Raw genomic sequence first — 22816 nt, forward strand, 5'->3', positions numbered from 1 at the left:
ATGGAGCAGCGGGTGAAGCTTTTCACGTTCAGCTGAATTCCGGCTTCCACTCTCTCTCTGAAGACGATCGGACGCCCAATACGTCTGCCTGGCAAACGGGTAGCCCGGCAGATTGCCGATTCGCGGCAAAGGTCTGCCATAAAGCAAGTCCCCTTCGATTTCATAACCTTGACAATAAAAATCTGCCAGCACGCATAACAGCTCCTGATATTTTCTATGGTCAGAATATGAGGCGCTGCACTTGCCGAGCACTTCTATTATGTGCTCCTGAATATGCTGACGGCCTGCAAAGTGCTGCGGTACTTTTCCCGAAAACACATAAGGATGATGTTCATTAAGCTTTGCCTGCTTCCATACATACACTGCGTCATCAGCATCTTGAACCACGATGGCGGCGCGATGGTTAAAGTGATGCCGTCCTTTTAACAACGTATAGCTGAGCTGGGCCAGATCATTTTCTTTCAGTCCGCCATTTTCCGCCCAAGTGATCATATCTTCGATTTTTTCCTGAAGGGCCTCCTTTGTTTTTGCAGACAAAGTCAGTAAATATGCAGGGGCATCCGGATGAGGTGAAGCACTGCGCTTATAGCTTTCCATAACGACATGGGCGTTTGTTCCGCTCATCCCGAATGCGCTGACTGCCCCCATTCGGTTTTTACCCGGCAGAGAAGGCCACGGTTTACCCGTTTTATTCACATAAAAAGGACTCTTCTCCCAGTTGATATAGCGGTTTTCCCCGCTGCAATGCAGACTGGCGGGAATCATTTCACGGGAGAACGCCTGTAAAAGACTGATCAAACTGACAATGCCTGACGCGGCAAACGTGTGGCCGATATTGGTTTTAATTGATGTGAGCGCGCAAAAAGCTTCTTCGTTTGTATAGGCAGAAAATGCGTCATAAAGCGCGTTAATTTCCACCGGATCACCGAGTTTTGTACCCGTGCCGTGTGTGACGATATATTCGATATCTTCAGGGTTGATACGGCCCCGGTCATAAACGGAAGTAAGCAGCCGGGTCTGCGCGAGGCCGCTCGGAGCGGTAATTCCGTTTGTTTTCCCATCATAATTGATGCCGCTCGCCCGAATCACCCCGTAAATCGGATCACCATCTTTTTCCGCCTCTCTCAGCGGCTTCAGAACAACCGCCGCGGCCGCTTCCCCCGGAACCATGCCGTCAGCCCTTTTATCAAACGCGAAGCATTTCCCGTTTTCCGACAGCATTCCGGCTTTATCTATCGTTTCAAAAAAGTCCGGGGTATTCATGATATTCACCCCGGCCGCAACAGCTGTTGTGCACTCTTTATTCTGCAGGCTTAATACCGCCTGATGGACAGAAACGAGCCCCGAAGAACATGCTGTATTTATCGCCATCACAGGACCGGATAAATTCAAGTGATAGGCCAGCCGCGCCGCCAAAATACCGTTATGATGAGACGTGACATTGCCTTTGTCCCGTGTTAAAAGGTGATAATCTCCTTCTTCCGCCCCCACAAACATACCGATCGTCTGCTGCTTGATGTGACTGGCGCCGTAGCCGGCGTCCTCAAGGGCCCTCCACGCTTCCTGAAGAAGCAGCCGCTGTTTCGGATCCATCGTTTCAGCTTCCCTCGGCGATATTTCAAAAAATAAAGGGTCGAATTCGTCCGCCCCCGGTACAGCGCCGAGTTTCCATTTTGAACTTGTGAAGCCTTTTTTTGCGACCGGTGCGACAACGTCCTTTTCCTGAAACAGAATGTCCCACAGCTCGTCCGCCGTGCGCGCCTGAGGAAATCGGCCGCTCATGCCGATAATGGCAATGGAATCAGCTGCCTGACTGCCCTCGGTTCCGGCGTTCAGCTTATTTCTTCCCCTCTGCTTCTTTCGCTTTTCCGTTTCTGCCTTTTCAAAGACAGATTGATCTGCGGATTCAGGTTTCTTTTCTTCATAGACATGCTCCATGACGGACTTGTGTTCCGTCAGAAAATAGCGGACGACCTTCTCCAGTGTGGAATGTCCGAAAAACAGGGCCGGTGTCACTTCAATTCCGTAATGGGCGGACAAAGAAGAGGCGAATTCCGCCAAACTGATAGAATCAAAGCCGAAATCAGCCAGATTGTCAGCGTCCGTCAGTCTGTTCTTGTCTATTTTCAAAAGCCCCGCCGCCAGTTCTTTCACATCCCAGCTTACGCATTCTTCCAGTGTAAAGCCTTTCATTTCACTCCGCCTTCCTGAAAACGGAACGTTCCTGTTTACAGAACCCGAAATCGGCCGTTCGCCTTGATCTATCTGCAGGAAGCGTTTGGCCCTCGACGGAAAACCAGCCAGGACGAGATACTGGCTGGACGGCTGGACTAACAATGTTTCAAAAGCTTCGAGTCCTTCCTCAGTGTATAAATAACGCTGTCCGCTTGATTTTAAATACATAGCGGTGCTTTCCGCCGTGCCGACATGCATCCCCCCTTCTTTCCAAAGCGGCCAATTGATTGCAAGTGACTTGCCGCTTCTGAGTCCGAGGCTCACAAGTTTATCCCGGTGACGGACAAAAGCCATTTGGAAGCGGTTCCCCATCGCGTAGTCACAAGAACCGAAGTCTCCTAAAATCGCTGAAGAAGAAGAGAAACAACAGAAGAAGTCAAGCGGCTCCCGTGACAGAACCTGATCTAACACCGCGGTGCCGTCCGCTTTTGGCGATAAGACTTGCTGAAAGGTTTGCAGATCTTTCTCCAGAATGCTTTCAGTGCCTTGAAGACCTGCAGCGTGAATGACACCGTGAATCGGCCCGCATCCTTTCTCTTTCACTTCTTGCAAACCTTTCTCCATCTGAGCCTGATCTGCGGCATCCGCCTGCACGTAAAACACCTTGGCGCCTGATTTTGCCAATCTCTTTATCTTGTTCAGCACCGGGCCGTCTGCCGCTGATCTCCCCGTCAAAATGAGCGTAACCGGTCCTTTTTCAGCAAAATATCCGGCAAATAACAAGCCTAATCCCCCGCATCCGCCGGTAATCAAGTACGTTTTTCCGCTCTTTATCACACGCTTCTCAACAGGGGCGATATCCGTCTGCTTCATTTCCATGACGTGGCGGATTTCCTCACTGTACATGACACTGCGGAACGACTCGCTGTGAAGTTCTTCACATACGTTATGGATCAGTTTTTCTAACGGTCCTTTTTGTTCAAAATAAACCGCGGCCGTATCCGTCTCCGGCAAGATCAGTTTCAGCGACCGTTCCAGCCCGATCCATGACTCAGCGTAACTGATATCGGTATCGGTCCCGCACTGAGCGGAAAGAAGAATTCGCCTCGGTTTAGAACGCAAAGAAGCAGCTGCGCGGATCACATGATACAGAATGGAATAGTCTTTCACGGCCTTTTCATCTTCAAGCGGCCATCCATATAAAACGGCATCCGCTTTGCCTGCAGCCGTTTCAATATGCCGAAACGTTTCTTGATATGCTTGTCCGTCAGTGATTTTAATTTGATAATGCGTGTTTGAAAGCTTTTGAGTTTCCTCACCCTGTGAAATAAAAAACACGCCGGCTCCCGGATAAAGGGATTGTAAAGACTGATAAGCATGCTTTCTGGCAGCTTCTCCCGTAAGAAAACAGATGACCGTTTTCAGCTCTTCATGAATGGATTTCTTCAGAGGCTGCTGAGTCCACATTTCTTCAAATATCATCATCTCGGATTGTTCCTCTTGCCCGTGATCCTGCTGAGACGGCTGTCTCATTCTTATCCCTTTGATTTCTGCGCAGACAATGCCGGTTTCGTCACATAATTGAATGTCACAGCCGGTTTGATTCTTTTTATTAATATACATCCACATGCTGGATGAGCACGGACGCATGACGCGCAGTTCTTCAACCGCTTCAGGCACGATATGGACTGACGGCTCCGTTTTTGCCAGGACATGAAAAGCTGCGTCCAGAAATTCCGGCGGTATATGATATCCCGGATTACGGCCGCTTTCATCTGTGAGAGCAAGCTTCGCCCAAACCGCACTTTCTCCCGCATAAAGCTTTTCAACGGTGCGGAACTCCTTACTGATCGTTACACCTGATGTGCCTGGTGTTTCATAATCGAATGACAGCGGGCGGCAGTCTTTTTGTAAGGAGGCAATATCAAGCACGCGGGATGGCTGTATGTTCCCTTGTTCGATGATTCCATAATGATGCAGCTTCTCTTCGTCACTGTATATTTCATAATGGATGCCTTCCTCGTCTTCAGACAGAAGGGAGAGATTGACGCCCGCACCGTGAAGTCCGCCGGTAATCGGGTCAGTCCATGCCGCTGTTCGGATCCATATCTCTTTTTCTTCAGAGCTGTCTGCCGCATGATGAAAAGCCGCAAGCGCCATTTCTAAATAAACGGCTGCCGACAGAACCCGCTCCCCGCTCACATCCTGGAAAACGTGTTCCCGGCCTGTAAAAGATGTATGATAGCTTTGCTCCGCCAAGGTTGACGTATTTTCATGCAGGAAAGGATGCACATATTCAGTTGTTCCTGTTTTTGGTTCTTCCCGCTTCATCCAGTAGCTTTCTTTTGCAAATGGATAAGACGGCAGACTGATACGATGCGGCAGCGCGCCTTTATATAAAGATGCCCAATCGACGGGCGTCCCGTGAACCCAGGCATTCAAAAGACTGTCAAATTGACGTTTTTCCATCCAATCACTGACTGTGCCTTCCGTCTCTGTGCCAGCACTATCACTCCGGCCCGTAAACACCCCGCTTACAGAACCAGCATTTTTCAGAAAAGCAGTCAGCTTCTGTTCCAATTCAGAAACAGAGTCCGCTGTCATCGCCAGCCGTTCTTCCATCGGGACCCTGCCGACTTGAAGGGTAAATGCCGCGTCAAGCAGATTCGCATCTGTAATTGTTCCGTTTCCGGCGGCATCCGACAGCAACAGAGCCCGCTCGCGCAAGCGGTCTTTATCTTTTGCCGATAAAACAAAAAGCGCCGGACGGCCGGTGTCTGCCGAAGTCATTTCAGCCGGTTCATACTCTTCTATCAGCAGGTGGGCATTTGCACCGCCCGCTCCGAAAGAAGATGTACCCGCGATTCTCGGATATTCCCGTGTTACTCCTTCAGATTCTATGACCGGCCGTCTCCATTCCGCTGTTTCCTGCTGCACGATAAAAGGAGAAGTTTCAAAATCAATTTCCGGGTTCAGCTGCTTTGAATGCAGCGACGGCACCAGATATCCGTGTTTCATCTGAAGAAGAATTTTGGTGACCGCAGCAATGCCCGCCGCACTTTCCAGGTGTCCGATATTGGATTTAACAGAACCGATGGAACAAAATTGGTTTGCATCCGTATAGCGGCGGAAAGCCTTGGTTAACCCGGCGATTTCAATCGGATCTCCCAAGGAAGTGCCGGTGCCGTGGGCTTCCAGATAGCTGATTGCTCTCGGGTCAATCCCTGCCCGCTCCATCGCATCTGCGATCACTTCTCCTTGTGCATTCGGATTCGGAACGGTGAACCCGTTCGTTTTGCCGCCGGCGTTCAGAGCGCTTCCTTTAATGACACCGTATATATGATCATGATCTTCAACAGCCTTCTTCAACGGCTTTAACACGATACAGCCGACGCCCTCTCCGTCAACAAACCCGTCAGCCTTATCACCGAACGCTTTGCACGCGTTTGACGGTGACAGCATTCTCATAGAAGAAAGTCCGATATAATGAACCGGATCTGTAATCAGGTTTACGCCGCCGGCAATCGCGCATTCAGATGCACCTGTTCTGATGCTTTCTGCGGCGAGATGAATGGCGGTTAAGGATGAGGAGCATGCGGTATCGACCGCGATGCTCGGACCGTGAAAATCAAACACATAGGATACGCGGTTCGGGATAAAGTGGTAGTGGGCCCCTGTCGGATAGTTGCCGTTCATAACACCCGCAAAGACACCAACCTTTTTACCGGCGCATAGTGAATCAGGGGTATATCCGGCATCCTCCAGGGCCGCATAAGCGGTTTCCAGAAACAGTCTCTCCTGCGGGTCCATGCGCTCCGCTTCTTTCGGAGAGATTTTAAAAAACAGCGGATCAAATTTATCAATATCTGTTAAAAAGCCGCCCCACTTTGTATACATCCGGCCTTCCTTACCTTTTGTCTCATCATAGTAGTCCCGCCAATCCCAGCGGTCTTTCGGAATTTCGGTGATTCCGTGTTCACCGGTCTTTAACCGTTCCCAGAACTCATTAACATTTTCAGCTCCGGGATACCTCCCGGCAAGACCGACAATTGCCACTTCAAGGTGTTTTGACGGCGGTTCGGAAGCGGGCGGCGCTTTTTCAGAAAAAGATGCCGCTTGGCGCTTCGTCAATCCGGCGCTTTTTTTGCGGCTTTGCTTTTTCTGTAGAATGTGCGGCGCCTTTTCGGCTTCTTTATTTGTCTTGAAAATCCCAGCCATATCATCCGGTCTTGAGCTGACGAGATAGTCCGCTAATCCGCCGATTGTCGGATACTCGAAAAACAAAGTGCTGCTGATATCAGGGACGTCTTCCCGCACGCGGTTGGTCAGCTGTACGATTAAGATGGAATCGATTCCGTATTCTTCAAGGGGCGTATGGGGTTGAACGTCCTCAATCGGCATCTTTAAGATGGCGCTGACGATCTGTTTCAGATACTCTGTGCTTTTTTCAAGCAAAGAGCCGGATGATGCCGCTTCAGTATGACGGACTTCTTCAGAAAATTGCGCATGCAGTTCGCGCTCCTTCGATTCAGCCAAGTATGCGGCAAGTTCTCCTATCGTCCGGTATTCAAAAAACAGCGTGCTGCTGATATCAGGGACGAGATCCCGCAGCTCATTCGTCAGCTGAACGATCAGAATAGAGTCAATGCCGTATTCATCCAGAGGAGCCAGCGGATTTATCTCTTCTGCCGGCATTTTTAATACTTTTGCCGCAGCCCTTATCAGAAAAGCCGCTGTCTTTTCCGAAAGCCCCTCTCCCGCTTGTTTGATGGGGAGCTGACGATCAGAGGATGTTTGCAGTACGTTTGATTGGCGCTTTTGCGCGGTGTAAGCTTCCCTGCTCTGCCTGATGACTCCGTTGCTTTTCGCCGTGATAATCTGCTGGGTGTGCAGACGTTCGTTTTCAGCCGGAAATTGAATGGAATGAAAACCTTCAGCCATTAAAACGGATTTCCATGTTTCCGGATAAAGACCGGGACACCCCGGAATCCGCAGCGCCTCGTCTTCGTACAGCCACCAGCCCTCTAATAAGCCGAATGTAACATGTGTAAACGGCGTATGCCCGCCCAGTTCATTAACGAGCAGCAAACCGTCCTTTTTCAATACGGCTTTTGCCGTCCTTAAAGTTTTCCGGATATTTTTGGTGGCATGCAGCACGTTTGCAGCGATAGCGATATCGTAGGTTCGCAGATGTAATCCCTGGCCCGCCGCAGGCTGCTCCACATTAAACAGCTGATACGTCAAATACGGATTGTCCGCGCCGTATTCCTTTTCGGCATGCATTAAAAAAGCTTTTGACAAGTCGGTATAACAGTATTCCTGAATATGGTTTTGATAGGGGCGGAGCTTTTTAAACAGTGTGCTGCTCGTTCCGCCGGTGCCCGCTCCGATCTCCAGCAGACGGATGTTTGCATCAGGATTGTTTTTCATTACATTTTCCACATAAATACACGCTTCATTTGCCAGCACATCGTTGTAATAATCAGCGAGAATATTATGCTTATAGATTCCTTCAACAAGCTCCATTGAAGAATCGGGAAACATCACGTCAGTGGCTTTTATTTTGCCTGTTAAAATGTCAGGCAAAGCTTGAATGACGGTATTCGCCAGCAGAACCTGCGCTTTCATATCCGGATCTTTCAGCCATTCGTTTTTCTTCTTATGCCACTCTTCCCAAACCGCGGCCGTTTCACCGCTTTTAAAATCTCTGTCTAAAAGACGGATGCTTTCTTCCAGCCAGCGTTCATATAAAGGCAGACAGGAAGCCGCCGGCGCTTCGCCGGTCAGACCCATTGAACGCAGCGTCACCCGCAGCACTTGCAGCAAAAGCCGATTCAATTCTTTCATTTGATTGCTTATTTCTGTTCTTAAGGATAACTGTGTACGGTCTTTTTGTTTGTCTCCCTTACCCAAAACCTTATCCTCCTAAGAAAATTAAATTTGCTCCGTCATTTTGACAGGCAATCAGATAGTCACAAATTCATGAGGGTTCATTCCCTCGATCGGAATCGGCTTGGTCAGCTTCATCAGCCCCATGCGGGAGATCGGCTGCGTCAGCAGAGTTTCCAGCGCCTGCATCCCTTCCGCCCGGCTGATCAGCCCGAGACCGATTGCACTCAGTCTGTCAAACTCTTCAGAAATGTGATTGTCAGCCCGCTCCCAATAACCCCAGTTCATCACTTTGACCCGGCATGACAGCCGTCCGGAAAGCTCATGGGCAAATGCGTCTTTAAATGCGCACCCCGCCGCATAATGACTTTGATTCGGATTCTTAATATATGAAATAACCGAAGAGAAAAAGAGAATAAAGTCCAAAGACTCTTTCGCAAATACTTCGGCAATGTTGACGGAAATATCCACTTTCGCCGCAAGACCGGCGTGAAACTGTGATTCTTCCATATCTTTTACGCTTTCATTCGCAAATACCATCGCTGAATGAACGACGCCGCTGATGGTGCCGTATGTGTTTTTAATCTGTTCATAGGCGCGCTGAAGCGATGGAAGATCAGAAGCATCTGCGGCTATATATTCGGGAGCCGGGCCTGATGGCCGGTACCGGTCTATTTTTTGGCGTATCCGGCTGTCCAGCGGCCGCCTCCCGATCCAGACGACTCGGGCTTTATACGTCGTCACTATATAATCTGTCCAAACCTCGCCGATGCCTCCCGCACCGCCGATGATGACATATACGCCTCCATAGCGGTAAGGAACACTTTCAGACGGCCCGCTTTGGACCGGAAGCAATTGAGGCCGGTACCATTCCTGATGTCTGCGCACCCATGCTTTACCCGTACGGTCGCGGGACAGGCTGAATATGTCTTCTGCGGGGAAATCCCCCCCGTCTTCAAGATCGGCGAGACGGATGTGCCAGCTCGGATGTTCTTTAGCGAGAGACCCGACGAAACCGTGCACACTGGAATGAGCGGGACGCACCTCATCATATTGGGTGATAGGCTGTGCTTGGTGCGTAATCACCGTCATCCCGAGCTGCTCCTTTCCATACCCGAGACCGATAAGAGCTTTGGCCGCTCTGAAAATCTGCAGCACCCCGCTTTTTTGATCATGGCTGTCAGAATCAGCCGGCTGAGGGGCAAACCAGATCATATGCTGAATCTCACCGAGACGGCGGAGCCGATCAGATATCACTTCAACGGAAGCACTTTGGCCGATATCAAATCGCACAGCTTTAGGAAACAATCGTAAAACCGCGTCCGCCTGCCCGTCTGTACCGCCTATGATGACAGCTTTTGCTTCAGAAATGGGGAAGCCGGTTTGGTTGTCTATCGGTTCCGCGTCCCATACCTGCATCAGTTTGACGGCTCCGGTAAGGTTACCCGGGAGATCGTATTGCTTATTATCGGTTACGGCCGGCGCACTTTCGGCCATCCGGGCAGAAAATCCTTTTATCCTTACACACACATTGCCGCGTTCATCACATATATCAATGTCCATTCTTCGCACGGCCGGTGTTTCATGCGTCACAAATACGGCCGCCCACATGTTTGGACTGCACGGATGAAAAACGGTCAGTTCATGCAATTCAAAAGGCATTAACGGCTGCTCCGGATAACCCGCTTGATCTTCATTCATAACGCCGATGGCCGCCTGAAAAGCGGAATCTATCAGACTCGGATGGAGCACAAACTGTTCGGCTTCATCAGAAACGGAAGCGGGGAGCACCAATTTAGCCAAAGCTTCTTTTTCCCCGCAATAAATGTAATCAATTCCTTGATGTGAAGGTCCGTATACAATTTCCGCCTTTGCAAACGCCGCATAGCAGTCTTCTTTTGACAGCACTTTTTTGCGGCATCGCGCTTTCAGCTGTTCAATATGCAAAACCGGCGCCTCAGACAGCGGCTCAATCACAGCGCTGCCTTCACAATAAATGTCTGAATCATTTTCATTGCTGTACACTTGAAATGAAACATTGCCGTTGTCCTCCAAAGAAAGCCCTGTCGTCATACGCAGAGGCTCTTTTTTATGAACGGCCTGGCGTATCCAGCTGATATACCGCAGCGAAATGCCGGTTTTAGCCGTGTATCCAGCGGCTAACGGCGCGGCAGCCAGTTCAGCCGCGGCTCTCGCCATTTCAAGATAAGCCGCCCCGGGGAGAACACGCTTGTTTCGGACGATATGATCGGCTAAGAAGAATTCATCTCCGTTCAGTATCGTACTGAATTTTTGTTCTAACAAATCTGATGTATTGCGGTGAAGCAGCGGGTGAAGCCTGCTTTCTGTATTTGCGGAAGTGACGGGATGATCGGGCTCCGGTATCCAATATCGTTCCTTTGCAAAAGGGTACGTCGGCAGACTCATCCTGCGCGGTTTCTCCTCCCGATACAGCCGCGTCCAGTCTATCTCAAATCCTTTTGACCACAGCTCCGCAAGTTTTTTGTAAGTGCCGCTGTCCATCCATTTTCGGATCAGCTCCTCCGTATCCTGATCATCATTCAGGAAACCCCTGATTTCCGTTCCGCTATCAGACCGCCCTTGAAAGCAGCCGTCAATCTGCCGTTTTCGTTCTGTAAATTCAGTTAATTTCCTGATCAGGTCCGCTTGATCGTTCACTAAAAAAACAAGCCGCTCTTCCATTGCCAGCCGTCCCGTTTGCAGCGTATACGCCAGTGACCGCAAGGAAAAAGATTCATCAGGCTGCTTATCTAAGCCGGACTGGCCGAAAAGACCGGAAAGAATATTCTTATGTTTCTCATCGTTTGTAAGACATTCTGCTAAAGTCCGGACGGAAGTATGCTGTATGAGATCAGTCATGTCTATTGCCAGCCCGTATTGATCCGTCATCAGCTCAGAAAACTGTGTCAGCTGCATGACATCCAAGCCGAATTCCTTCCAATCCTGTTCATCATTTACCGAGCCGGCCTCTACATGCAGAACTTCGGCCAGAACACCTCGCAACGCTTTTTCCAGCTGATTTTGCATTGTATCTATTTTGTCGTGAAGCGGACCGCTTCCTTCAAGCGCTTTATCTTTGAGAAACATCAGCAGGCGGGCAGCGTATTCCTTCAGCCGCTCCGGATTTTTCGCTGATAGAGGCACGATATACGGTCTCTCTTGATCCTCCGTAATACCGGGGTTTTTGGGCCTGTACTCTTCTAAAATGAGATGAACGTTTGAACCCGTCGCCCCGAATGAACTGATGCCTGCGCGTCTCGGGCAGGCATGTTCACGGCCGTTCTCTGTATACGCCGGCCTTTTCCATGACTCGGTTTTTTGCTGCACGTAAAATGGCGAGTCCTCTAAACGGAGATAAGGATTAATCGTCTCTGAGTGCAAAGAAGGGACAAGCGTTTTGTGAAACAGCTGCAAAACCGTTTTATGAAGCCCGCTGATCCCGGCAGCTGATTCCGCATGTCCGATATTCGATTTAACGGAACCGATCGCACAAAATTGCCGATCCTCCGTAAACGTGCGGTAAGCTTTAACAAGACCTTGTATTTCAATCGGATCTCCTAAAGAAGTTCCGGTTCCGTGCGCTTCCACATAAGAAATCGTCCGGGGATCGATCCCCGTCTTTTCAAGACATTCAGCTATCATATCCCCCTGCGCCACGGGGCTCGGCACGGTAATCCCGCTGACGGTCCCCACGTGATTGACGGCGCTGCCTTTTATCACCGCATAAATATGATCCTTATCTTCTTCGGCTTTGTGGAGCGGCTTCAGCAGCACGGCTCCGATGCCGTCAGCTGAGACATAGCCTGTGCCTCCTTCGCCGAACGTGCGGCACAGCCCGTCACTCGAATGCATATCCATCAAGCCGTATGTGATATATTTTGTCGGGTGCAATGATAAATTGACGCCTCCGGCAAGAGCTGCTTCACATTCACCGCGTCTCAGACTTTCCGCCGCCATATGAACGGCCGTCAAAGATGACGAACACACCGTGTCAACCGCCATGCTCGGCCCGTGAAAATTGCAAAAATATGAAACCCGGTTTGCGATCGGCGCATAGTTCAAGGGATAAGGAAAGACCAGCCCTTTGGCCGCAGCTTCAGCGCCGGCGAGAGAATAATCCATATGCATCACCCCGGCAAACACACCGACGTTCATTCTCTTATTCGGCCCTTTCGGCTGAACAATTGTTTCCGGGGTGTAGCCCGCATCCTCAATCGTTTCCCAGCATGTTTCTAAAAACAATCGTTCTTGCGGATCTTTAGCTTCTGCCTCCCGCGGAGAAATCCGAAAAAATTTCGCGTCAAAACAATCTGGATCGTCTATAAAACCGCCCCATTTGGAAATCGGCTTGCCGGACGGCGATCGCAAATGCTCATATGTCCTCGTATCCCAGCGGGAACGAGGCACTTCCGTTACGCTGTTTTCTCCATTTTTTAAATTTGTCCAAAATTCACGAAGATTTTTGGCGCCGGGGTACCGTCCCGCCATCCCGACGATCGCAATATCTCCATTCTGCGTTCCGGCTGACGCCGATTTTTTCACGCGGATTTGGGTTGTCCTCTTTTTTTCCCGGGGCAAAGGCTCAGCACTTGAATGCCCGCTTTGAGCATGGCCGAAACCGGCTCCGTAATGTTCGCACAAATATCCCGCTAATTCCGCGATTGTCGTGTATTCAAATAACAGTGTCGGCAGTAGCTGCGTTCCGATTTTTTGTTCAATTTCCTTTACCATGTCCAACAGCCCCGGAGAATCCAGCCCCATTTCATAATAGCCGATATCCGGGTCAATCTCTTTCACAGGTTTGTTCAATCGGGCGGCAAGCAATTCTTTTAAATAAAGGATGCACTGTTCAGTAAGGCCGGCGGAAGCCTCCGCACGGCGGGGCTCAGAAGGCGCCGGTTCCGCTCTTTGAGCCGGGACGGCATTCCGCCCGTCAGGTTCTTTCTTTTGCCGTTTCTGATTGATCAGTTCCGGGTCCCTCACCAGTTTATTGGCGAAGTTTTTCAGTTCGCCGACTTTTCTGCCTTCCTCATTGAAAAACTCCATTGTCACGTAAACGAGATCTTTCTTACGGGTGACGGATTCTTTTTTTATCTTGGTGATACATGTCGTCTGCAGCAATTCGGCGCAATAAAACGATTCATAAAACAGCGGCAGAAATAATTGCCCCTCCTTCCTCGTCAAAGGAGCGAGATATACATTGGAGCCGATGCTGCTCGCATCTATCAATGCGGGATGAAACATCGTCTCTTCTGCATGTTCCAGCTGATCCTTTTGCACCGACAGATCAATATAAATCTCTTTTTCAGTTTGGTAGACGCTTCCGCAGCCTTTCATCATTCCTGAATGAACCAGTTCTTGATCCCTGCATTCCGCGTAAATGTCCTCAAGCGGTATTTCTGCCGCCGTTTGTTTTACGGCATCCATCCGGACGCTTTCTTGGAAGCCGGCGGGATTGACGGAATGCATTTGCGCCGCGGCATATACCTTTGTCTCTGCTGCTTCGTCACCTTGTTTTTGCCCTTTCACCTCTACCTTCCACTGCCCTTCGCCGTTCTCTGTACAATTAACGGAAAGCAGGATTGTTTCTCCCTGTTCAGGAGCTAAAGGGTGAAAAATCGATAAGTGCCTGAGTTCAAGGCCGGCATGAAAAAAACCGTTTTCTCTGAAAGTCTGATAGATCAGGTCAATATAAGCCAGACCCGGCAGCAGTTCCTTTCCATAGGCTTTATGATGTTTCAGAACGGGATGCTGATTGTTAATAAGAAGCTGCTCTTGCATATGAACTTCCTCCATATCGACGTTCAATTTTCAGCGCAATCAGTAAGTCTTCATTTGTTTCCAAAACGTATTCGGGCGGGACTTATGTGCGTTTCCATGCAGGCTTTCGGCTTTGTCCGGACGAATGGGCCGGCGTTTTAATTCCTGTCTCGGCAAAGGCTTTCTAACCGGGGTATACGCCTCTTGCTCCCAGGCTTCCACTATGACATGGGCATTCGTCCCTCCGTCAGCGAAGCTGCTGACGGCGGCAATCCGCGGTGAATCCGTCCATTCACGCAGAGCGTGCGAAAAATAAAACGGCGAGGCGGACAGATCGTAATGCGTCATCGGCTCTTTGCCCGAAAGGAAAGGCACACGCATTCGGCGCGAGAGCATAAGCACTGTTTTAATGAATCCGGCAATCCCTTCAGCGCATAACGGGTGTCCGATATTCGGCTTCATCGACCCCAATTCGCAAGGCGCGCTGTTTTGCATACGGTACACCGCTTCAATCGCCCTCAGTTCCAAAAGGTCTGTTACTTCAGAGCCTGAACCGTTTGCTTCAATGTAGCTGATATCCTCCGCTTTTCTGCCGCTTTTGGCAAGCGCCTTGGCCATCACTTCTTTCTGCGCCTGTATATTCGGTGTGGCAGGCCCCGCGGTTCTGCCGTCATTGTTTACGGAAATGCCTTTAATGACCGCATGAATCCGGTCCCCGTCTTTTACAGCCTGGGCCGCTGTTTTTAAATACACCATTCCGACGCCTTCTCCCAATACGATGCCGCCGGTGCGGCGGTCAAAAATATGAAACGCAGGCTCTTCGCTTAACAGATTGCGAAGTTCGAACATCCGGTGGGTTTGACCGGATTCCAGCAGACTGACTCCCCCGACCACCGCTGAGTCGATTTCACCGCAAGAAAGCGCCTGTATCGCCATATTCATACCGACAAGCGCTGAAGAACAGGCCGTATCCAAAACAAGACTCGGCCCCTTCAAATCAAAGAACTGAGAAAGATTGGCCGCTAAGTAATTCGGACCGGCTGCGACTATCGGATTTTTTGCATGCTTCAGACGGTTTTCATCAGGCATACTGCCGCCGCGTCCTCCTAAATAGACACCGGCTGACCTGCCTTTCATTTCTTGTAAAGAGTAACCGCTGTCTCTGAACAGATGAAGCGCCTCTTCTAATATAAGAAAGGACTGGATATCCATTGCCTTGATGTCTTCTTCGGGAATAAGGAAAAACTCCGGGTCAAAATGCGTTACATTTTGTAAAAGGCCCGCATAATCCGCCTTCTCCGTTTTCCAGCGCTCTTTCGGAACTCTTTGAATGGCTGACGTTCCTTCAGACAGCAGCTTCCAATAAGCTTCAATTGATTCAGCTCCCGGAAAACGGCAGGACATTCCGACAACAGCGATGTCTTGCGCCGCTCTAGCACGAGAAGGCTGAATAACAGCGGCTGCTGTTTGTTTGGGAGCGTCCGGGATTTCAGGCTGAACCGGTTTTGAAACGGCAGCTTTGATTTCCGGATATGCTGTTTCAAGCCATCCCGCCAGCGCAGCAACCGTAGGGTATTCATACAGCACCGCCGGGTCAAGGTCAGCTTTGATCCTCTTTCCGATCGCTCTGGACACTTGGGCAAGCATGATGGAATCGGCTCCGTAATCTTGAAACGGTGTATCAGATTCAAATCTTGACGGCTCCAGTCTTAATTCCCGGCAGCAAATGCCCGTCAGCCACTCCTCAACGCTTTCTGTATCGGCCTGTTCCTGCTGCTTTGTTTCAGTCAGGCCGGATGAAAGCAGCAGACGGTCAGGCTCCCATTTTTCCGGGTGAATGACGGCCGGCATAATAACAGATCCGCAATCGCCTGCCATGATGGCATCAAACAGGCTCAGCCCTTCTCTGTCAGTGATGCTCTTTAAACCGCTTTTCTGATAGGCCCGGCTTTTTGATTCGCCCATACCCGTTTCTTTCCAGCTCGGCCACTGGATGCTCAGCACCGGAAAACCTTTTGCAGCCGCAAAATAATCCATATAGGCGTTAGCCATGGCATAATCGCTTTGTCCCGCTCCTAATTCCGGCATCACGCCGGACACTGAAGAAAACAGCGCAAAAAACCGGAGAGGCTCCTTGTGCAGCGCTTGATACAAAAGGTCCAGTCCGTCTGTTTTAGGTTCAAGCACGGGCATCATCTGTTCTCTTGTTTTGCGGATAAAGGCCGGATGATCGAGATCTACGGCTCCCGCTGCGTGTAACACGCCTCCTATCGGCCCCATTTGATTTTTCACACGGCTGACGGCCTGCTCATATTCAGGGCCGGAAGATACAGACAGCACTTCCGTTCGTACACCTTTTTGTTCGAGCTCTCTGATTCTTCTCACCTTATCGGAAAACGGGGAATTCCGTTTGATATGATCATCCCATTCCGCTTTCGGCGGCATTGTTTCTTTTCCGGTAAGCACGAGTTTCGTGACTCCGTAACGTTCGGCAAAATGCCGGGCAAATAAATATCCGAGTCCCCGGGTCCCTCCGGTGATCCAGAGCACATGGTCTTTCGGAAATGAAAATTCTTTTTCAGCTAAGCTGTTTGTTTCCTTTAACCGCGCGTGATAGCGCACACCGTTTCGGTAACACACTTCGATGTCTTCAGAATCGCGAAAAAACTCATCTGCGATCTGGTTTGCCAGCTCAGGATCTTCGGCAGTCCGTTCTGCATCCATATGCCGCGAGCGGATATCCTTATACTCACTTTGGAGCATCCGGTACAATCCGGCCTTTTTTGCACCTGAGAGATTTATCGTTTCATTTGCAAAGGGTTCAAGCCCCTTTGTCACACAAAGCAGCTGAAGCTTTCGGCCGCGGTTTCTGTTGTCAATGAGAGACTGCAGACGATGAATCCAGCCGTCATCATGATTGATTTCCGTCCCGCATCCGGTCACATCAATCAGACCGCCAAATCGGGCCGCGTCCCCGGATATTTCCGGTGATGCAGCGTCAATGATTTCAGACTCGGGGAAATAACGGGACAGCTCAACGGCTAAATTTCCTGTCTGGTGATCAGCAGCTATTCCGATGACGCCCCGCACTTCCTTAGCCGGAACACGGCTGCTTTCTGCCCAGCTTTTCTGTAAAAAGCGGATTTCACGAAATGTTTCAGAATGTGATTCAGCATCACGAACATTGTCCGGCGCTGCATCGTCCGGCCAATACCGATCCTTTATAAATGGATAACCGGGAAGGCTGATGCGATGCGGCAGGCTGCCGTTATAAAGCTCTGACCATTCAACCTTCAGCCCTTTTACCCAAAGTTCCAGAAGCTTCGCGAATTTTTTTCGTTTCATCCATTTACGGACGGCTTCCTGCATATCTTCATCCTTAAAAACGGCTAGAATGTCTTTATACTGTTTGCTTTTTCCCCTGAAGCAGCCGTCTGTCCCGCCGTCAATAAAACGCTGCAGTTTTTCCGCTAACTGCTCTGTCGACGTCACGATAAACGCAGCACGTTCTTCCATCGCTTCTCTTCCGGTTTGAAGGGTGTAAGCCGCATCCCGGAGGCTGCGGTCTGTGACGTCATTTTTTCTGATCGCTTGAAGAAGCTGCTGCGCCCGCTGCTTCAGACTGGCCTCCTGTTTGGCGGATAATAAAATGACTGCGGGATCTTCATCTGTGAATGGCTCATAAATCTCCCTATCAGGTTCAATATATTCTTCTATCAATATGTGGGCATTTGCCCCGCCCGCGCCAAAAGAAGAGATTCCCGAGATTCTCGGAATCTCTTTTTGCGCTCCGTTTTCCTCAATGACCGGCCGTTTCCAGTCTGCCAATTCACGCTGCACCACAAACGGCGTCCGGTCGAATGCAATATTCGGATTCAATTTTCTGCAATGTAAAGAGGGAGCCAGCTGTCGTTTTTGAAACTGAAGCAGCAGTTTCGTTACACCGGCAATGCCTGCCGCGGCTTCCAAATGCCCGATATTGGATTTAACTGAGCTGATGGCGCAAAAACCTTTATCTGACGTTTTCGTTTGAAATGCGCGGGTCAAACCGTCTATTTCGATCGGATCTCCGAGTTCAGTGCCCGTGCCGTGGGCTTCGATACAGCTGATCATCCGCGGATGTATTCCTGATTTTTCAAGCGCGCCGGAAATCACGTCAGCCTGAGCGCTCGGACTCGGCACTGTATACCCGTTTGTTCTGCCGCCGTGATTGATATGAGTGCCGCGAATCACCCCGTAAATATGGTCCTTATCAGCCATCGCTTTTGACAGCGGCTTTAACAGCACGGCCCCGACACCTTCACCGGGAACAAATCCGTCCCCGCTTTCACCGAAACTTTTGCACGTTCCGTCTTTTGAAAGCATTCGATAGGCGCTGAGCTCCGCATAAGCCGAAGGATGCGTATACACATTCACACCGCCGGCAATCGCCATGTCGCATTCGCCGCGAAGGATGTTTTCACACGCTTCGTGAATTGCAGTCAGCGAAGATGAGCACATCGTGTCGACCGGCATGCTCGGCCCTTTCAGATTAAGAAAATAGGAAACTCTGTTGGCCGCTGAACTGAACGACGTTTTCGGCTGCAGGGTGCCGCCGTTTTTCCAGTACATTCCGTACCCGTTTTTCGTAATGCCCGCAAAAACGCCGACCCGGCCGTTATACAAATTCTCAAGCTGTTCCTTCGTATAACCGGCATCCTCCAGCACCTGCCAGCACATTTCAATAAAGAGACGCTCCTGCGGGTCCATATTCAAAGCATCACGGGGTGAAATTTGAAAAAACAGCGGATCAAAGAAAGCGGCTTCTTTCAGAAACCCGCCCCGCTTACTGTAACTTTTCCCTTCTTTCACGGCCGCTTCAGGATCAGGGTTGTAGTACTTGTCCTTTTCCCAGCGCTCTTCGGGAATTTCCGTCACACAGTCTTTTCCGGCCGCTAAGTTATCCCAGTACTCTTCAAGTGTTTCAGCTTGCGGATAACGTCCGCTGACTCCGATAATCGCAATCCCTTCTTTTGTCTGGTTCTCATTGGAAAAAGCAGGCCGTTTCTTTCGCTTGATAAACGACGGAAGCACCGGAAAATCTTCATTTGCCAAAACCTGTTCTGATATGCCTGAACGGTGGTCATCATCATTTGTCCATTTTCGGCATTCTTTTGGATAATCCGTGACAAAGTGAGCTGCCAGAGATCCCAGTGTCTTATATTCGTAAAAAACCGTTTTGGAAAGGTCACCGAAAAGCAGAGACAATTCGCGGTTCAATTTCGTCACAGTGACTGAGTCGATTCCGTAGGTTTCCAGCGGCTCTTCAGTATCTATGTTGGAAACAGCAATTTTTGTAGTCAGGGCAAACAGCGTTTTGAGCTGAAGAAGCGTTTGTTCATACAAACGTTCACTGCGGTGTTCGGCATTGGTTTTTCCGGGAGCGCCCGTCTTGATGACAGGCTGCAGCTTCAACCCTGATAGGGAAGCCCATATTTTCCCTTCTTCGTCACATAAATCAATATAAAAGCTCCCCGCCTTCTCTTGTATCTCGGCCCATACCTTGTCAGGACAAGATTCATAAAACAAAAGCTCGTCCAATGAAACCGGGGCGAGCGTTTTATATTCTTTGCCGCCAAGCAGCGCGCATGCCTCTGTCACACTTTTCATCACACAGGGAGGGAGGCCGAATCGGGCGGATTCTTTTTGGTTTGTCAATGGAATTGATATGTCTGCCAGCATCCGTCCTGCTGAGGCGTAAATACGCTCAATTCCTTTCATGTGCTCACTGTATTGAACGGTATCGTTCTGAGTGATGGCTTCAATTTGCTGCTGATCCATCAGGGAACCGCTGTTTTCCTTCAAGCGGCTGATATCCAGCATGCCAGGCGCAGCATCAACTGGCTGAATCATCCCTTGGCTGTACACATCATGATGACTGAAATCGGCAGAAAATGGATTGTAAATCTCAAACCTTTTGGCTTCACCCTCTGCGGGTATCAGCCTGATTTCGATATGGAACGGCTCAGCCTCAGTCAGAATGGGCTTTGACCACACGATATGTGTCAGCCGGACAGCCTCAGTCTCCTTTACTGTCAAAACAGCCGCAGCTCTCGCCATTTCCAAAAGAAGTTCTCCGGGCATAAGCTTTTTACGCTGTAAAGAAACATCAGCGAGAAAAAATTCCCGGCCGCTGAAAGCTGCCGAGAATCCCTGTCCCGTTTCATCGGAAATATGCTGCTGAGCAAGCGGATGAAGGGAAGCCGCTTGGCGAAGTCCCATCCGCATATCATAATCGCGCAAAATGCCGATCGCATCCTGTTTTGTCATTTTTTTATTTTTGACGTCAGAAAAAACCCGGTGCAGAAACTCTTTCATATGGTTTCCTCCATTACGCTAATCCCTGTAAAAACCGATCGTTCTTTTTACAGCGGCTTCTATGCTTATTTCGTTTTTCTCCAATTCATCAAGCAGGCGCTCATAAGTCTCAAGCGGGGACGTATCAATCTCATAAGTCTCCCGGTGCCTTATATGCTGCGCACTGTGCGGTATCCAGCAATGTGTTTTCGCAAAAGGATAGACGGGCAGGCTGACTTTTTTTGGCCTTTGGTCCGGATATAATTTATTCCAGTCGACATGTAAACCTTGCACCCATAATTTTGCAAGCATTGCATATTTGCCTGCTTCAATCCATTGATCTACGGTCCCGCTCATTTCTGCGTTGTCCGTCATCTCTGTAAACAGCTGTTTCATCGCTTTGTTCCGGCCTGTAAAGAAATTCTGCCCCGTCTCCTTGCCGCTGAGGAAATCATTCAGCGCGTTCGTAAGCTCTTCTTTTGTTTCAGCAATGACGGCAAGGCGCTCTTCCATTTCATCCCGGCCAAGCTGTAGCGTATAAGCGATACCCGCAAGAGCTCCGTCAGCTGAATGTGTCTTTTCCAAATATCTGCGCAGCTGTTCCGCACGTTCCTTCAGCTGTTCCGCCGTCTTTGCCGAGAGAATGAATAAGGTCGGCTGAAGTTCACCGGACGTCCATTGTTTCTCTTCAACAGGAGAAACATATTCTTCGAGCACGACATGAGCATTGACACCGCCAAATCCGAACGAGCTGACACCCGCTCTTCGCGGCAGTTCATTCCCGCTATCATCAGCCGCTGCTTTCCATGGCTGAGTGTCGCGGACGAAGTAAAACGGGCTGTCGTCGAGGCTGATATACGGATTAACGGTTTCACAATGCAGACTTTTAACGAGCGTTTTGTGCTGCATCTGCAAAATAATTTTTAAAAGCCCGGCCATGCCGGCCGCAAGCTCTGTGTGGCCGATATTCGTTTTGACGGAACCGATGGCGCAATGAGGCTGATCGGGTGCCGTTACTCCGGCTTTCTGATAAAGCGCTGCAAAAGCCGCTTTGAGTCCGTTGATTTCTATCGGATCACCGAGCGGCGTTCCCGTGCCGTGGGCTTCAATATAACTCACTGTACGGGGGTCGATGTTCGCTTGCTGATACGCTTTTATCATGACTTCTGTCTGTGCTTTCGGATTCGGTGATGTAAGGGAAGCCGCCCGTCCGCCATGATTTTCCGCCGTTCCGCGAATAACGGCATAAATACGGTCGCCGTCACGTTCCGCATCGGATAATGTTTTCAAAACAATCATGCCCGCACCTTCAGCTCTGACATACCCGTCCGCTTGATCGGAAAATGTTTTGCATCGCCCGTCTTCACTGAGCATTCCCGCTTTATTAAAGCTGATATGCATATCCGGCGACACAATAGCATTGACGCCTCCTGCAATCGCGATGCCGCAGTCTCCGGCCTGAATTGCCCTGACCGCACGGTGAACAGCGACCAATGAGCTTGAACAGGCGGTTTCAATCGGTTCGCTCGGCCCATGTATATTCAGAAAATAGCTCATGCGGTTCGGACCGATTGACGGAACCGTACCGGCGGCGGAAGAACCCTCAATCTCTATATGGAACTTTGAAGCTTCCTGAGCGTAACCGCTGTTTGTCGTGCCTGCAAAAATGCCTGTATTTGTTCCTGACAGGCTTTTGGCAGAGCAGCCGGCATCTTCAATCGCTTTCCATACATGCATCATTAAAAGTCTTTGCTGAGGATCCATCATTTCGGCTTCATGCGGAGAAATACCGAAAAATAAAGGATCAAATTGAGCGGTTTCATCAATGAAGCCGCCCCACTTTACATTGCTCGCATTTTTATCTTTCTGCGGATCTCCGTAATACTGTCTCCAGTCCCAGCGCTCCGGCGGTATTTCAGAAATGCAGTCCTTTTCTCCGGCTAAATTCTCCCAAAACATTTCCGGATTTTCAGCCATTGGAAATGCACAGCTGATTCCGATTATCGCCACGGGCTCAGGTGCAGCTGCGGTTTTTGTTTTAGGAAGACGGGACGGAATCGAGAATGGCTCCGTCTTCATTTTTTTACGCACAACCGATTTCTCCGTTTCTGTTTCTGCCTGTGAGCCGAATGTATCCGGATGTTCCGTCAGCAAGTATTGGGCAAAACGAAAGACTGTCGGGTATTCAAAAAACACAGCCGGTGTCAGTTCAAGCCCATACATTTTATTTAGTTCATTTGCAAACTGCGTGAATGAAACCGAATCAAAGCCATAATCTCTCATCTCTGATTCAGCATCTATCTCGTCTTCTTTCACCTTCAGAATGCCTGATATCATATGTTTGAGTTCCGCTTGTACTTTATTCGGCATATGGACGGGCGTCTTCCTTGACACATGAATGCTACGGGACGGTTCCGGCGTTTCAGGCATCAGGTTTTTTCGAATCCGTTTTTCGTCGCCCTCTGCCACCATGACCTGGTGTTCTCCGGAGGCAAAAGCGGCGTACAGCGCTTGGATGCCTGAGGCTGATCGCATGGCTTTCATTCCGGTCTGTTCGTACATCAGCCGTTCGGTCTCTTTGTCCACGCGCATACCGCCTTCTTCCCAAAGCGGCCAGTTGACAGACAGAGTCTGT

4 protein-coding genes are annotated in these 22816 nt (G+C 49.9%); all 4 read right to left on the minus strand.

Going from position 1 to position 22816, the window contains the following annotated elements; all coding sequences use genetic code 11:
• Positions 1-8088, minus strand: an 8088-nt coding sequence (locus V7728_RS20040; RefSeq protein WP_335371371.1) for an SDR family NAD(P)-dependent oxidoreductase, incomplete at its 3' end; no start/stop codon positions are given.
• A gap of 51 nt (positions 8089-8139) precedes the next feature.
• Positions 8140-13866, minus strand: a complete 5727-nt coding sequence (locus V7728_RS20045) for a type I polyketide synthase (protein WP_099566888.1) — start codon at positions 13864-13866, stop codon at positions 8140-8142.
• 39 nt (positions 13867-13905) lie between these two features.
• Positions 13906-20202, minus strand: a complete 6297-nt coding sequence (locus V7728_RS20050) for a type I polyketide synthase (protein ID WP_099566889.1) — start codon at positions 20200-20202, stop codon at positions 13906-13908.
• A gap of 18 nt (positions 20203-20220) precedes the next feature.
• Positions 20221-22816: beta-ketoacyl synthase N-terminal-like domain-containing protein (locus tag V7728_RS20055; RefSeq protein ID WP_335371372.1), on the minus strand; the 2596-nt coding region annotated here is incomplete at its 5' end.

Origin of the sequence: Bacillus sp. JHAA (assembly GCF_036961585.1) — a bacterium.
GTDB lineage: Bacteria > Bacillota > Bacilli > Bacillales > Bacillaceae > Bacillus > Bacillus velezensis.

Bases quoted from the DNA above. Each gene is read 5' to 3' on its own strand.
- V7728_RS20045 (WP_099566888.1), bottom strand. From the start codon at position 13,866: ATGCAAGAGCAGCTTCTTATTAACAATCAGCATCCCGTTCTGAAACAT.
- V7728_RS20050 (WP_099566889.1), bottom strand. From the start codon at position 20,202: ATGAAAGAGTTTCTGCACCGGGTTTTTTCTGACGTCAAAAATAAAAAA.